Origin of the sequence: Pseudomonas sp. NPDC087639, assembly GCF_044743385.1 — a bacterium.
In the GTDB taxonomy this organism is placed as follows: Bacteria; Pseudomonadota; Gammaproteobacteria; order Pseudomonadales; family Pseudomonadaceae; genus Aquipseudomonas.
Map to the genome: position 1 here is coordinate 101,371 of NZ_JBIUWI010000004.1, position 13,571 is coordinate 114,941.

The window sequence follows — 13,571 nt, forward strand, 5'->3', positions numbered from 1 at the left end:
TTTGCCAAAAGGAGTTGTGTGCAGATGATTTCCAACGTGAATCGATTGTCCCTGGCGGTCGGCATGGTCATCGCGACCCTGGTCGGTCAGGCCGTGGCAGCGCCTGCGCCCTCGGAGAACGCCACGATCAATCTGATCCGCTTGCTGGTCGAGCAGGGCATTTTGAAACAGGACAAGGCCGACGCGCTGATTGCTCAAGCGCAGAACGAAGCGGCGCAGGCCAAACAGGCTGCCGCAACCACGGCAGTGGCGGCAGGGCCTGTTGCCGCCCCAGGCGATGTGCGCGTGCAGTATGTACCAGCAGCGGTGCGCGACCAGATCCGCGATCAGGTCAAAGCCGAAGTCATGGCCACCGCCAAGCAGGAAAACTGGGCAGCGCCCAACACCTTCCCGGACTGGGCGTCGCGCATCAGCTTTGACGGCGACATTCGCCTGCGTAACGAGTCGCGCTATTACTCGGACAGCAACAGCAACGAAATCGTCGACTTTGCCAAACTCAACAACAACGGCCCGTACGACGTAAACCCCAACAGCAGCACCAGCCTGCCGCCGCTACTCAACACCCGCGAAGACCGCACCAACCAGTTCCGCATTCGTGCTCGGCTGGGCATGAAAGCGGTGATCTCGCCGGAATGGACTGCCGGCATCCGCATCGGCACCGGCTCCGACAACAACCCGGTATCGACCACGCAGAGCCTGGGCGGCGGTTTCGCCAAGAAAGACATCTGGCTCGATCAGGGTTACCTGAACTGGAAGCCGACGGACGAGTTGACCCTGACCGGTGGCCGCTTTGCCAACCCGTTCATGTCCACCGACATGCTCTATTCCCATGACCTCAACTTCGACGGCGTGGCGGCGATTTTCGATCACAAGCTCAACCGTGATTGGGGCGTGTTCGGCACCGTCGGCGCGTTCCCGGTGGATTACACCAACGACACCACCAGCAGCAATGGCTTCGACAAGGAAGAGAGCGACAACAAATGGCTATACGGCGCGCAGATCGGCGCCAAATGGGCGATCAACAGCAACAACCGCTTGAAGGGCGCACTGGCTTATTACCGGTTCGACGACATCGAAGGCCAGCGCTCCGGACCCTGCGAGCCGTGGGCCGGCGCACCGGGCTGCGACAGCGATGGCAGTCGCGCGGCGTTCATGCAGAAGGGCAACAGCGTGTTCCTGCTACGGGACATCACGCCGAACCCGCTTAACCCGACCACCACGCCGCAACCGCAATTCGTCGGTCTGGCGTCGGAGTTCAACCTGCTCGACTTGAACATGGTCTGGGATGCCGATCTGCCGCAAGACTTCAAACTGCGCAGCCAGGGCAACTACATCCACAACCTCAGCTACGACGAAGGCGACATGCGCAAGCGTTCCGCCGGGCAGATCGTCAACAACCTCGACAGCAACGGCGACATCGAAAGCGGTGCCAATGCATGGATGGTGCAGTTCACCCTCGGCAACGCGCTGGACCTGAAGAAGCAGGGCGACTGGAATATGTTCGCCGGCTACAAGTACATCCAGCCGGATGCCTTGCCGGACGGCTTTAACGACTCGTCGTTCCACCTCGGCGGCACCAATGCCAAGGGCTATTTCATCGGTGGTAATTACGGCTTGGCGAAGAACGTTTACGCCACCGGTCGCTGGATGAGCACCGAGGCAGTGTACGGCGCGCCTTTCGACATCGACGTCTTGCAGCTTGAGATCAACACGCGCTTCTAAGGCGCCGGGAGAACGATCATGCACGCACGAGTTTTACTGTTGGGGCTGAGTTTTTTCATCGCGCACGGGGCGAGCGCCGAAGGCATTGAAGAGCGCCTGCGCACCCAGTTGCGCAGCACTACCCAGCAGTTGCAGGCCCTGCAAAGTCAGCAGGCCCAGGCCAGCGCCGCGCAACTGGCGGCGCAGAATGAGGCCAAAGCCGCCCAGGCGCAAATCAAGCAATTGAGCGCCGAACTGGCCAAGGCCAAAGGCGTCGCCGAGCAACTCGCCGGGCAGCAGCAGAGCCTGCACAGCCAGGCTCAGGCGCAAGTGACGGCCAGTAACGAGCAAACCGGCAAGTTCAAAAAGGCCTATGACGAGCTGTTGGTCATGGCCCGTGCCAAAGAGGCAGAACGGTCTAAGCTTCAAGCGCAATTGGCTGAACGTGACACACAAGTGCAGCAATGTTCAGTCAAGAATCAGCAGATGTACGGCGTCGCGAAACAGATCCTCACTGCCTACGAAAACATCGACGTGGCCGAGGTGATGAAGATCCGCCAGCCCTTCGCGGGCAGCGCCCGGGTCAAGTTCGATGAACTGGCCCAGGGGTTGGGTGACGACCTCTACAAGACTCAATTCGACGCGCCGCAAGCCGCGCTCTTGCACTGATTAAAAAGCCTGATTTAAAAGACTGATAAACAAGGAAGAAACAATGACTCAATTGATCAGCCACGTTTCCCCGCAATCCCTGACCGACGTTCTGCAAGCCGCCGGTTATCGCGTCGACCAGACCGAACAGAACGGCATCGTTCAGTTGCTCAGCGCCAGCCAGGGCATCGGCTACGCCGTGCGCTTCGGCAACCCGGCGGCGGAGCAGGGTAGCTATGTCGATTTCACTTTCAGCTGTGCGCTGCGGGTGCAGGGTGAGTTGCCAGTCGGTGTGGCCGAGCAGTGGAACGCGACTCGACGTTTTGCCCGGTTGTCGTTGCAGGGCGAGTTTCTGGTGATGGAAATGGACGTGGTGCTGGCCGCCGGCGTCAGCAACGATCACCTGCGCGGCAATCTGGAATTGTGGGATCGCCTGTTGCAGGAGTTCATCGTTTACCTGCGTGACTTCAGTCAGGCCGCTCAAGCCTCTGCTGCAAAAGTGGCCGTCGCCGAGCAAGAGGAAGTCGCCCTGTGAAAAAGCCTGCCATGGTGATTGGCGCTGGAGCAGTGGCGCTGTTGGTGGTGGCCGTGGCGCTGGTGGTGCGACCGGGCAGTGACCCGGTCGCCGCCCAGCAATCGTCGCCGGTGGCGGCGGTTGCTACGGGGCCGGCGGTGGCGCGGTTGGGTAATCAGCAGGTGTCGCCGCAGGAATTGCAGACATTGCTGGCCACTGTCCCGCCAGAAACCCGTGAACAACTGCGCGGTAATCGTGAAGCGCTGGAGCGCTGGATTCGTACGCGTCTGGCCGAGAAAGCGGTGCTGGAACAGGCCGATGCGCAGGGGTGGGCACAGCGTCCGGACGTCGCGCGACAGACCCGTGCGGCGACTGAGCAGATTGTTTTTCGCGATTATTTGCGTTCGGTCAGCGAAGTGCCGGCGGATTACCCGAGTGCGGCCGATTTGCAGAAAGCCTATGACGCGGGCAAGGCGAACTGGCAGACCCCGGCTTTGTATCGGGTCAGCCAGATTTTCCTTGGAGTGAATGAACCGCAGAATTTTGAAGCAGTACGCAAACTGGCGGCGGAACTGAGCAAAAAGGCTCAGGCGACACCGGGGGATTTTGCGGCGCTGGCGACCCAGTATTCGCAGGATCGCGTGACGGCTGAACGTGGCGGCGATACCGGTCTGCAACCCTTGCAGCAACTGGTACCGGAAGTGCGCGGCGCGGTGGCGCGACTGAAGGTTGGTGCGGTTTCCGATCCGGTGCAAAGCGCGGCCGGGTTTCATGTGATCAAACTCACCGAGCAGCAACCGGCGCGTACCGCGACCCTCGATGAACTGCGCGATCAACTGACCCAGGCTTTACGAGCCCAGCGTCAGGAGCAGATTGCCCAGGCGTATCTGGACGGGATGCTCAATACCGCGACGTTGAGTATTGATGGGGCTGAACTCAATAAAGTCCTTGAGAGTAAACAATAGGCCCCGGCTAAACACATAACCCCTGTAGGAGTGAGCCTGCTCGCGATAGCGGTGTGTCAGGCAAAGAGTTGTCAGGTGTGCCGACCCCATCGCGAGCAGGCTCACTCCTACAGAGGATCTGCGCAACGACAAACAACAAAGATCGACAGGGAGTCATCGATGTCATTCACCGAACCCGCAGGACGACAGGGCAGCGCCGAATTTCGCTGGGCGCAGGACGAAAGTGAACCCTGGCTGGCGCAAGCCGCGATGATCGACACCGAAATCGCGCAATACTTTCTGGTCAGCGCCCGCTGCGGCTGCTTTATGCAAGCGGCGCGCAGCCTTAACGTGCGATCGACCCTGCTGCGCAAACAACTGGCGCAGTTGGAGCAAGAGCTTCAACATTCCCTGTTCAGCTTTCATGGCAGCGCCTTGAGCCTGACCCGCGAAGGCCAGCAACTTCAGGCAAAACTGGTTGCTCTGGCCAACGAACGCAAACTGCCAGTGGTCGAGCAACCGCTGATTCGCCTGGCGGTCGCCGAATCGATCCTGCACGACATCCTTGGCCGCGACCTGATTGCGCTGCTGCGGCGTAACGCCAGCGTGCGTCTGGAAATCATCGCCCTCGACAGCGAACTATCGCTGCGCGCCGTCAGCGCCGATGTCGTCCTGTGGCTGGCCCACGGCGAAACCCCGCATCCCGGCCCTACCTTCGCCACCAGCGAACCACAGCGACTCGCGAGCCTGGACTACCTGCCACACATCGCCAAACGCTACTCTCGCGTTACCGCGCGCCCCGAAAGCCCTGACGACCTCGCCGATTTCATGCTGGTGCAATGGCAACATGATCAGCAGATCGACAGTTTTCGCCCTTGGAACAATCTGGTCGAACAGCGCCTTGCCGGCGTGGTGCAGATGCAATCCTACGAGCTGATGCTGGAGATGATCCGGTGCAGTGCCTGCATTGGTTTGCTGCCGATGTACATGAGCCGCTATGACCGTGGACTGGTGGCGCTGCCAGGGTTGTTCGAGGAGCCGATGCGATTGCAGGCGTGGCTGGCGGTGAATGCCGATTCGCAACACATCGCCGAAGTACAAACCCTGCTCGACCTCATTCACCACACCTTCGACGAGCGCCAGGAATGGTTCCACCCAGGTTGATCGTTACCACGCAGAGCGCGGGAACGATCAAAGATCAAAAGATCGCAGCCTTTGGCAGCTCCAGTTTGAATGTGTCGGGTCGTGCGGTTTAGAGTGGTCGGCCACACATCGATCCAGGACGGATCTGCCATGCCCGACCACAACCCTGCCATTCATATCGAACGCTTCAACGAATCCCACGTCGAGGCCGTTACTGCGCTGTACAACGATCCAGCCGTGGCCCGCCAGGTGTTGCAGATGCCGTTTCAGTCCGTCGAGGTCTGGCGGCAACGCGTGATGGCGGATAACGAGCGGGCGGTGAAACTGGTGGCGCTGCATCAGGGCGAGGTGATCGGCCATTTGGGCCTGGAACATTATTCGCGGATTCGCCGCAGCCACGCCGGCAGCATCGGCATGGGCGTGGCGGTGGCCTGGCAGGGCAAAGGCGTGGGTTCAAAATTGCTGGCGGCGGCGCTGGACGTTGCCGACAACTGGATGAACCTGCACCGCGTCGAACTCACGGTATACGCCGATAACGAAGCGGCCATCGGCCTCTACCGCAAGTTCGGCTTCGAAAACGAAGGCCTGTTTCGCGACTACGCGGTACGCGACGGGCAATGGGTGGACACTCTGAGCATGGCCCGCCTGCGCCGCTCGCCTAAAGTCTGACTCCGTCGCCCAGCGCAAACGCCACCGCCGACTGCGCATGCAGTCCGGTGGTGTCGAGCAGGGGCAGGGCGCTGTGTTCGGGTTTCACCAGCATGCCGATTTCCGTGCAGCCGAGAATGATCGCCTGGGCGCCACGCGCGGTCAGTGATTCGATCACCTGCTGATAAATCTTGCGCGAAGCCTCACTGATCACCCCGACGCACAGTTCTTCGTAGATGATCCGATGCACGTCTTTGCGCTCGGCCTCGTCCGGCACCAACACCGTCAGGCCTTGGGCAATCAGGCGTTGCTTGAGGAAGTCCTGCTCCATGGTAAAGGCCGTGCCGAGTAGCCCGACGGTACGGGCGTCAATCGCCAAAGCCGCGTGCGCTGCCGGTTCGGCAATGTGCAGGAACGGAATGCTGATCGCCGCCTGAATCTGCTCCGCTACCTTATGCATCGTGTTGGTACACAGCACCACGCACTCCGCACCGCCGGCCTCAAGCCTGCGCGCCGCATCCACCAGAATCGCCGCCGCATCGTCCCAGCGCCCGGCGTGCTGGGCTTGTTCGACCGGGCCGAAATCGACGCTGTACATCAACACTTGTGCCGAGCGCAGTGGACCGAGACTGTCACGCACCTGTTGATTGATGAGTCGATAGTATTCGGCGCTGGACTCCCAGCTCATGCCGCCGATCAGGCCGATGGTGCGCATTGAAATTCCTCGGGAAATCGCCTGTATCAGTCGATTCAGGCGTGCCCCGAGTGTCCTTCGGTTCAATGACGGATGCCAGCGTCAAATCAACTGTATGGGTCAACTTTCACGCAGGTGTCTGGGTGCGGCCGTCCAGACGTTATTGGGCGATTGCCTGATCGGCTTCGACGTAGGCAAACGAGGCTTTACCGGTCTGGACTCCGGGAAGTGTGAGGCGAATGATCGGTACAACAACTTTCGGATTGGTCGAGTTATAGAAATCGCGCTGGTTGTATTGCGCATCTGCCAGTGCTTGAGGGTTGTTATTTGCAGGCAGATAGAAAAACGCCAGGATCGGTCTCGTGTCTGGATTCGCGGCACGCCAGGTTTTCACCAGTACATCGTTCCATTCGCCGAAGCCTGTTGCGCCGAGTAACGATTTGGCGCGCAACGACTGATAAAAGGCCGGGGCCGCGAGCGTGTTGCGTTCGTCCCTGACATCGAAATCGCATTGACGCCTGTTCTGGTCGCCAGGTGCCGCTTTCCAGGCATTTACGAACTGCTCGGCGGTGAAAATGCCCGCGTCCTGGCAATGTCCACTTTTCGGGTAGGACGGGTGGCTGATGCAGACAGCCGTTGAACTGCGATACCACAACCATGAATCCATTGGATAAGCGCACAGCACTTGCAGCTGCTCGGTATTGGCAGGCCTTTCAAGTACGGGATAAACAATGTAGCCATTGGTGTTGGGGCTGTTCCAGGCCAACTTGTTAAAGTTCGCATCAGCCCGCAGGTAGGAGAAATTCACGCCACCGTTCTGAATCGATTTCGGGCTGGGATCCCAGACCTTGTAGGTGTTCTGCGGATCCTTGATGGTGACCCTCAGCATCACGCCGGAACACAGGAACGCCGGTTGCGAATTCGATTTGTTGCAATTGGGAAACTGGCGACTGTACAGCGACTGGAGATAAGCGGCGGTAGCGGGGCCACTCAGTCTGCGAACCTCAGATCCAGTCTCGCTAATCACATCCAGTGGTTGTGCCAGGGTCTGCGAGCCCACCGCCAGCAGGGGGATGAGTAAAAACACGGTTAACTGACGCACGACGATCTCCTTGTCTGGTTGCGTGCTTACTTCTAACGCATCCAGCCTCGCCATGACTACTGTCATATCTGACAGGTAATCCCCTGAAAATCCTACCGTTCGTCGGCTCGGGCATGTGTGAGCTGATGATGCTCAACTGTAGGTTAAACGTACGTCGGTGCTTCGATCTGTCACTATCGACCATCGCAGGCTCTCTCCCGAGGAACGTACCCATGAACGACGTACAACAGCTGGGCGAAATGCTTCGTCACTATGCCGAGAGTGAGGCACACAAGAAGCAACTGTTCGAGACGCAATCGGCGGCGTGGGCTACACGGATTACCGAACTGTTCGGCCATATCCAGCAATGGCTGGCGCCGGTACAGGCACCGAATCTGCTGGAGGTGAGCCGTGAAGCGTATGTCGCCTTCGGGCCGAGCACGCCGGTCGAGACCTCGACCTTCAAGACAGAGAAACTAACAATCGTGATTGCCGGCAAACCCGTGGAGTTCGTGCCCGATGTGATGGGCAGCGCGGGGCAGATTTCGTTGGCGGTGATGGGCCTGACGGCGGCGCGGTATGGCAGCATTTCGCTGGTTGGATTGCCGGGCGGAGAGTGGCAGTGGCGCAAGACCAATGGCTTGAAGGATCCGGATACGTTTGTGTTTGATGCGGATTTTCTGGCGCAGCAGTTGCAAAGCCTGATTCCCCGAGATCGCACCTAGATTCCACGGCTTGCACAAACCTTGGTAGGAGCGAGCCTGCTCGCGATTGCGGTCATTCAGTCAATATCAACGGTGACTGGTGTACCGCTATCGCGAGCAGGCTCACTCCTGCAGACGGACGTTGGTGAAGCTACATTTCCAGGTTGATCCAGCCTTTTTTGGCCTCTTCCGGCGCCACCGCTTTTACGGTTTTCCCGGTCGCCAACTCAACCCGCCGCGCCACCTCCGGATCATCGGCAAACGGCACCATACTCGCGTCATCTAGGCTTTCCGCGGTTTGATGCCGCAAGCAGTACTCCACCGCCAGCCACAAAAACACCACGCCCAACACATTCAAGAAAACATCGAACATGACCGGCTCCCTGCCTCAGGCGATCTGCGCTTCGCTGTGCGCCAGTGCAACATCCGCCACCCGCACCGTACGCCAAACGTTGTAAGCCATCAGTAACATGCCGCTGAGGAAGAACACCCCACCGGCAAAGCGCACGATGAATCCCGGATGACTGGCTTGCAGTGCCTCGACAAACGAATACGTCAGCGTGCCGTCCTCGTTGATCGCCCGCCACATCAGGCCTTGGGTAATGCCGTTGACCCACATCGAAGCGATGTACAGGACGGTGCCAATGGTCGCCAGCCAGAAGTGCAGGTTGATCAGCGGCGTGCTGTACATCTGCTCGCGGCCGAAGACTTTCGGCACCATGTGATAAGTCGCGCCGAAAGTGATCATCGCCACCCAGCCCAATGCGCCTGCGTGAACGTGGCCGATGGTCCAGTCGGTGTAGTGGGACAGGGCGTTGACTGTTTTGATCGCCATCATCGGCCCTTCGAACGTCGACATGCCGTAGAAGGCCAGCGACAGCACCAGGAAGCGCAAAATCGGATCGGTGCGCAATTTATGCCAGGCACCCGACAGCGTCATCATGCCGTTGATCATCCCGCCCCAGCTCGGCGCCAGCAGGATCAGTGACATCGCCATGCCCAGCGACTGCGCCCAGTCCGGCAGTGCGGTGTAGTGCAAATGGTGCGGGCCGGCCCAGATGTACAGGGTGATCAGCGCCCAGAAATGCACGATCGACAACCGATACGAATACACCGGCCGATTGACCTGCTTTGGTACGAAGTAATACATCATTCCGAGGAAACCGGTGGTCAGGAAGAACCCCACCGCGTTGTGCCCGTACCACCACTGCACCATGGCGTCGGTGGCGCCGGAATACACCGGATACGACTTGAACCAGTCCACCGGGATCGACAGGTGATTGACCACATGCAGCATGGCGATCACCAGAATGAACGCGCCGAAGAACCAGTTGCCGACGTAGATGTGTTTGGTCTTGCGCTGCACCACCGTGGTGAAAAACACCACGGCGTAAGCGACCCAGACCACGGCCATCCACACCGCGCCGGAGAATTCGATCTCGGCGTATTCCTTGGTGGTGGTGTAGCCCATTGGCAGGGTGATCAGCATGATCACAATCACCGATTGCCAACCCCAGAAAGTGAACGCGGCGAGCTTGTCCGAATACAGCCGCACCTGGCAGGTGCGCTGCACCGCGTAGTAGCTGGCGGCGAATTGCGCGCTGCCGGCGAAACCGAAAATCACCAGGCTGGTGTGCAGCGGCCGCAAACGGCCGAAGGTGGTCCACGGCAGGTCCAGATTCATCTCTGGCCAAACCAGTTGCGAGGCGATCCATACCCCCATCGCCATCCCCACGACACCCCAGAAAACCGTCGCGATAACGAATTGACGGACGACCTTGTAGTTATAAGCCTGTCCGATTGTTGCTGTGCTCATGGTCAGTTCATCCACGGTTGCAAAGTCTTGCCAGGCCACCCGGTCTGGCACGAGCTCCACTGTAGGAATACCGCTGGAAACAAAACAGGCTCAGGAATCTTTCATTTGTGCGGATCAGATTGAAGTGCTGCCTGCGGCGTTCTGCCGCGTCCTGATATGGTTTTTATACATTCAGGTGAATCTGTTGCGTGCTGCGCTGCAAGGTCATAGTGCAGTTACAAAACTGTGGGAGCGAGCAGGCTCGCTCCCACAGAAAATTGATGAGGGCAGTAGCATGTATCAATACGACGATTACGACCGCGCACTGGTGTTCGAGCGCGTCGCGCAATTCCGCGATCAGGTCGAGCGCTTCATGGCGGGAGAGTTGAGTGAGGAGGAGTTCCTGCCGCTGCGTCTGCAAAACGGTCTGTACATGCAAAAGCACGCCTACATGCTGCGGGTGGCCATTCCCTACGGCACGCTGAACGCCGAACAGATGCGCACGCTGGCGAGCATCGCCAGCGACTACGACCGCGGATACGGCCACTTCACCACGCGGCAAAACATGCAGTTCAACTGGATTGAGCTGAGCGAGGTGCCGGACATCCTCGAACGCCTGGCCCAGGTCAACATGCATGCGATCCAGACCTCCGGCAACTGCGTACGCAACATCACCACTGAAGCGTTTGCCGGGGTCGCGGCGGACGAAATGATCGACCCGCGCCCGCTGGCAGAGATCCTGCGGCAATGGTCGACGATCAACCCTGAATTCCTGTTTCTGCCACGCAAATTCAAGATCGCCATCTGCTCGGCCAAGCAGGATCGGGCAGCGATCATGATGCACGACATCGGCCTCTATCTTTACCCCGGCCGCGATGGGCAAATGCTCCTGCGGGTGATCGTAGGTGGTGGCTTGGGGCGCACGCCGATCCTCGGTTTACAGATTCGCGAAGGTTTGCCGTGGCAGCACTTGTTGTCCTACGTCGAGTCGGTGTTGCGGGTCTACAACCGCCATGGCCGGCGCGACAACAAGTACAAGGCGCGGATCAAGATTTTGGTGAAGGCGCTGGGCATCGAGGCGTTCGCCAAGGAAGTCGAAGAGGAATGGCAACACCTCAAGGACGGCCCGGCGCAACTGACCGTCGACGAGTATCAACGGGTCGCCAGCGCTTTTGTGCCGCCGACCTATCGCACGCTGGCCGATACCGATCTGGACTTCGGCACGCACCTGGCCGAGAGCCCGGCGTTCGCCCGTTGGGTGGCGCGTAACGTGCAGCCGCATAAGGTGCAGGGTTACACCAGCGTCGTGCTGTCGACCAAACCGGGCCTGGCCGCGCCGCCGGGAGATGTCACCGGCTTGCAGATGCTTGCGGTCGCTGACTGGTCGGAGCGTTTCGGTTTCGGCGAGATTCGCATCGCCCATGAGCAGAACATCGTCCTGCCCGATGTGCCGAAAGCCGATCTATATGCGCTGTGGCAGTTGGCGTGTGAGCTGAATCTGGGGACGGCCAACGTCGGCTTGTTGACCGACATCATTGCCTGCCCTGGTGGGGATTTCTGCGCACTGGCCAATGCCAAGTCGATCCCGATCGCCCAGGCGATTCAGGCGCGCTTCGACAATCTCGATTACCTGCATGATCTGGGTGACATCAGCCTGAACATCTCCGGCTGCATGAACGCTTGCGGTCATCACCACATTGGCAATATCGGCATCCTCGGCGTCGACAAGAACGGCAGCGAGTGGTACCAGATCACCCTCGGTGGCGCGCAGGGCAAGCACAGCGCGCTGGGTAAAGTCATCGGCCCATCCTTCAGCGCCGCCGAAGTGCCGCAGGTGATCGAGCGGATCATCGGTACCTTCGTGCGCTATCGCGAGAGCGAGGAATTGTTTGTCGATACGTTGACACGTATCGGCCTGGAGCCGTTCAAGGAGCGGGTCTATCCGAAGGCGCTGGAGGTATCGGCATGAACAATCTGTTGCGACTTGAGCAGGGCGTGGCGCGGATTGAAAGGGATGATCCGTGGATGCTGGTGCGTGAGCCGTCGACGCCAAGGCCCGCAGGGTTGTTGATTCTGCCGCTCGCCCATTGGCTGGAATCGCCGTCCACCCACGCGGTGTGGCTGGGGCCGGACGATGAGGTTGAAAGCCTGATTCCGTGGCTGGCATCGCTGCCGCTGATCGCGCTGGACTTCCCGAGTTTTCGCGACGGCCGTGCCTACAGTCAGGCGTACCTGCTGCGCAGCCGTTTCGGTTGGGCAGGGGAGTTGCGCGCGATTGGCGATGTGTTGCGTGATCAACTCAGCCATATGCGCCAATGCGGTTTCGACAGTTTTGCCGTGCGCGAAGACAAGTCGGCCGAAGATGCACTCAAAGGACTGGCGGGGATGAGCGTGCTGTATGGGCGCTCGGTGATCGAGCCAAGGCCGTTATTCCGCCGCCGCTAACCCTTTGCCAGTGCAGGGGAAACCCTTAGAGCGCCGACGAATCGGGGATTTTTCCTTGGGTCGATGCTGGCCTTTTGGTAGAGTCGCCGTCGCCAGCGGGTTTTCGGCTGGCCGATGGAACCGAAGAAGGGAGTCTGATCAGTGAGTCCGGGCAAGAAAATCCTGGGCCTCACCGCGTTGCTTTTGATGCTGACGCTGTGGGCCAGTTACTTTTATGTATTCAAGGAAAACCGCGACGGCCAACTTGGCGGGGCCGGCCAAAGCACTGCGTGGTGCGGCACTCCGCCGACCAACGAAGCGGCGTTGCTGGGCAAGGATCAACTGACCTTGCGTGTCACCAACAACCTGCGCGGCGAGTTCATGCTCAGCGGTTCGCTGGTGGTGTCCGAACGCACCTTCAACCGTTATGACCTGAGCCGCAACGAATTGCGCCTGCGTCTGGAACCGTTGCAGTGGTCCTATGGCGTCACGCCAATCTTCCTCGAGCAGGTCAAGGTTCAGCCACTGAGCCGCAATCTCTCGGCCACCAACAAAAGTGCCTACGCCGACCTTGAGCCTCGCCCGATCGGCGTTCAGGGCCAAGTCGCCGAGTTTCCGTTCGACACTTACCGCTATGGCTACAAACCGGTGCTCTATTACCTCAAGGGCAGCGAGCGCATCGACCTGCGCTTCAAGAACATCACCACGCTGATGGAGATGTCCAACACCTTCACACCGATCCAGAAGTACAACCGCGTCGATTACATCAACGAGAAAACCTCGATGATCCGCGACGAAGACTACAAGGCCTACGGCCCGCACGAATGCGCGTTCAGCGTCGAGCGCAAGGGGTCGTTCAAGGTCGTCGTGTTGTTGACGCTGCTGGTGCTGTGCCTGCCGTTGATGCTGGTGTTCTATCGCGAAGAGCCGGGGATCGACTTCCTTGCCACTTTGATGGGCGTTGCGCTGGTCCGAGTGCTGTTGATCGGGCCGGTGGAGGACTTCCGGCTGTACAACATCGACTTCCTGTTTGGTGCGGCGATTTTGTTGGTTGGGACGGTGTCGTTGTACAAGGCAATGCGCGCCAATACCCGGCGCGAGATAAAGCTTCGTAGTGGCGAGACGTCTTCCTGGTAAACCACTTACCCTGTAAGAGCTGCCGTAGGCTGCGATCTTTTGATCTTGGTCTTTGCAATCAAAAGATCGCAGCCTGCGGCAGCTCCTGCACGGGGCACCGCAGGTAGCGGAGCAGGAATTATTTCAACGCCGGATCGC

14 protein-coding genes are annotated in these 13,571 nt (G+C 59.4%); 10 read left to right on the plus strand and 4 right to left on the minus strand.

Annotated elements, in window-relative coordinates:
- Positions 1–24 precede the first annotated feature (24 nt).
- The 6 genes from ACIOVB_RS03935 to ACIOVB_RS03960 all read left to right on the plus strand — a co-directional run bounded on the left by ACIOVB_RS03935 (position 25) and on the right by ACIOVB_RS03960 (position 5,619).
- Positions 25–1,722 (plus strand): putative porin, encoded by a 1,698-nt coding sequence (locus ACIOVB_RS03935; protein ID WP_401264991.1) that lies wholly within the window; start codon positions 25–27, stop codon positions 1,720–1,722.
- 18 nt (positions 1,723–1,740) lie between these two features.
- Entirely contained in the window at positions 1,741–2,370 is a 630-nt protein-coding gene (locus ACIOVB_RS03940) for a DNA repair protein (RefSeq protein ID WP_401264992.1), read from the plus strand.
- A gap of 43 nt (positions 2,371–2,413) precedes the next feature.
- The gene (locus ACIOVB_RS03945) at positions 2,414–2,884 is read left to right on the plus strand and encodes a YbjN domain-containing protein (protein WP_401264995.1); all 471 of its coding nucleotides are present in this window, start codon (positions 2,414–2,416) and stop codon (positions 2,882–2,884) included.
- Complete coding sequence (locus ACIOVB_RS03950; protein ID WP_401264998.1) at positions 2,881–3,828, plus strand: peptidylprolyl isomerase; 948 nt, start codon at positions 2,881–2,883, stop codon at positions 3,826–3,828. The genes ACIOVB_RS03945 and ACIOVB_RS03950 overlap by 4 nt, the downstream gene beginning before the upstream one ends.
- Positions 3,829–3,987: 159 nt before the next feature.
- Positions 3,988–4,971, plus strand: coding sequence for a LysR substrate-binding domain-containing protein (locus tag ACIOVB_RS03955; protein WP_401265001.1), 984 nt, complete (start codon positions 3,988–3,990; stop codon positions 4,969–4,971).
- A 129-nt stretch (positions 4,972–5,100) separates the two neighbouring features.
- Entirely contained in the window at positions 5,101–5,619 is a 519-nt protein-coding gene (locus tag ACIOVB_RS03960) for a GNAT family N-acetyltransferase (RefSeq protein ID WP_401265004.1), read from the plus strand.
- Here ACIOVB_RS03960 and ACIOVB_RS03965 read toward each other — a convergent pair.
- Both ACIOVB_RS03965 and ACIOVB_RS03970 read right to left on the minus strand, forming a co-directional pair.
- On the minus strand, positions 5,609–6,313 hold the full coding sequence (locus tag ACIOVB_RS03965) for an aspartate/glutamate racemase family protein (protein WP_401265007.1): 705 nt from the start codon (positions 6,311–6,313) through the stop codon (positions 5,609–5,611). The two genes, ACIOVB_RS03960 and ACIOVB_RS03965, sit on opposite strands and share 11 nt — an antisense overlap.
- 139 nt (positions 6,314–6,452) lie before the next feature.
- Positions 6,453–7,394, minus strand: a complete 942-nt coding sequence (locus ACIOVB_RS03970) for a halovibrin HvnC (RefSeq protein WP_401265010.1) — start codon at positions 7,392–7,394, stop codon at positions 6,453–6,455.
- A gap of 212 nt (positions 7,395–7,606) precedes the next feature.
- On the opposite strand from ACIOVB_RS03970, the gene ACIOVB_RS03975 reads away from it, so the two are divergent.
- Positions 7,607–8,098 (plus strand): hypothetical protein, encoded by a 492-nt coding sequence (locus ACIOVB_RS03975; protein ID WP_401265013.1) that lies wholly within the window; start codon positions 7,607–7,609, stop codon positions 8,096–8,098.
- Positions 8,099–8,228: 130 nt separating this feature from the next.
- On the opposite strand, the gene ACIOVB_RS03980 is transcribed toward ACIOVB_RS03975, so the two are convergent.
- Together ACIOVB_RS03980 and ccoN are read right to left on the minus strand one after the other, a co-directional pair.
- A complete protein-coding gene (locus ACIOVB_RS03980; protein ID WP_187680437.1) occupies positions 8,229–8,450 on the minus strand; it encodes a cbb3-type cytochrome c oxidase subunit 3 in 222 nt (73 codons plus the stop codon).
- 15 nt (positions 8,451–8,465) lie between these two features.
- Complete coding sequence (gene ccoN, locus ACIOVB_RS03985) at positions 8,466–9,893, minus strand: cytochrome-c oxidase, cbb3-type subunit I (protein ID WP_401265016.1); 1,428 nt, start codon at positions 9,891–9,893, stop codon at positions 8,466–8,468.
- A 274-nt stretch (positions 9,894–10,167) separates the two neighbouring features.
- Between ccoN and ACIOVB_RS03990 the strand changes: the two genes are divergently transcribed.
- From ACIOVB_RS03990 to ACIOVB_RS04000, 3 genes are all read left to right on the plus strand, one after another.
- Positions 10,168–11,841, plus strand: coding sequence for a nitrite/sulfite reductase (locus ACIOVB_RS03990; RefSeq protein WP_401265019.1), 1,674 nt, complete (start codon positions 10,168–10,170; stop codon positions 11,839–11,841).
- Entirely contained in the window at positions 11,838–12,317 is a 480-nt protein-coding gene (locus tag ACIOVB_RS03995; protein ID WP_187678292.1) for a DUF934 domain-containing protein, read from the plus strand. Before ACIOVB_RS03990 ends, ACIOVB_RS03995 begins: the two co-directional genes overlap by 4 nt.
- Positions 12,318–12,458: 141 nt before the next feature.
- A complete protein-coding gene (locus tag ACIOVB_RS04000) occupies positions 12,459–13,433 on the plus strand; it encodes a hypothetical protein (RefSeq protein WP_401265021.1) in 975 nt (324 codons plus the stop codon).
- Positions 13,434–13,571 lie beyond the last annotated feature (138 nt).

Bases quoted from the DNA above. Each gene is read 5' to 3' on its own strand.
- ACIOVB_RS03945 (WP_401264995.1), top strand. From the start codon at position 2,414: ATGACTCAATTGATCAGCCACGTTTCCCCGCAATCCCTGACCGACGTT.
- ACIOVB_RS03980 (WP_187680437.1), bottom strand. From the start codon at position 8,450: ATGTTCGATGTTTTCTTGAATGTGTTGGGCGTGGTGTTTTTGTGGCTG.
- ACIOVB_RS03955 (WP_401265001.1), top strand. From the start codon at position 3,988: ATGTCATTCACCGAACCCGCAGGACGACAGGGCAGCGCCGAATTTCGC.
- ACIOVB_RS03995 (WP_187678292.1), top strand. From the start codon at position 11,838: ATGAACAATCTGTTGCGACTTGAGCAGGGCGTGGCGCGGATTGAAAGG.
- ACIOVB_RS03960 (WP_401265004.1), top strand. From the start codon at position 5,101: ATGCCCGACCACAACCCTGCCATTCATATCGAACGCTTCAACGAATCC.
- ACIOVB_RS03965 (WP_401265007.1), bottom strand. From the start codon at position 6,313: ATGCGCACCATCGGCCTGATCGGCGGCATGAGCTGGGAGTCCAGCGCC.
- ACIOVB_RS03990 (WP_401265019.1), top strand. From the start codon at position 10,168: ATGTATCAATACGACGATTACGACCGCGCACTGGTGTTCGAGCGCGTC.
- ccoN (WP_401265016.1), bottom strand. From the start codon at position 9,893: ATGAGCACAGCAACAATCGGACAGGCTTATAACTACAAGGTCGTCCGT.
- ACIOVB_RS03935 (WP_401264991.1), top strand. From the start codon at position 25: ATGATTTCCAACGTGAATCGATTGTCCCTGGCGGTCGGCATGGTCATC.
- ACIOVB_RS03975 (WP_401265013.1), top strand. From the start codon at position 7,607: ATGAACGACGTACAACAGCTGGGCGAAATGCTTCGTCACTATGCCGAG.
- ACIOVB_RS03940 (WP_401264992.1), top strand. From the start codon at position 1,741: ATGCACGCACGAGTTTTACTGTTGGGGCTGAGTTTTTTCATCGCGCAC.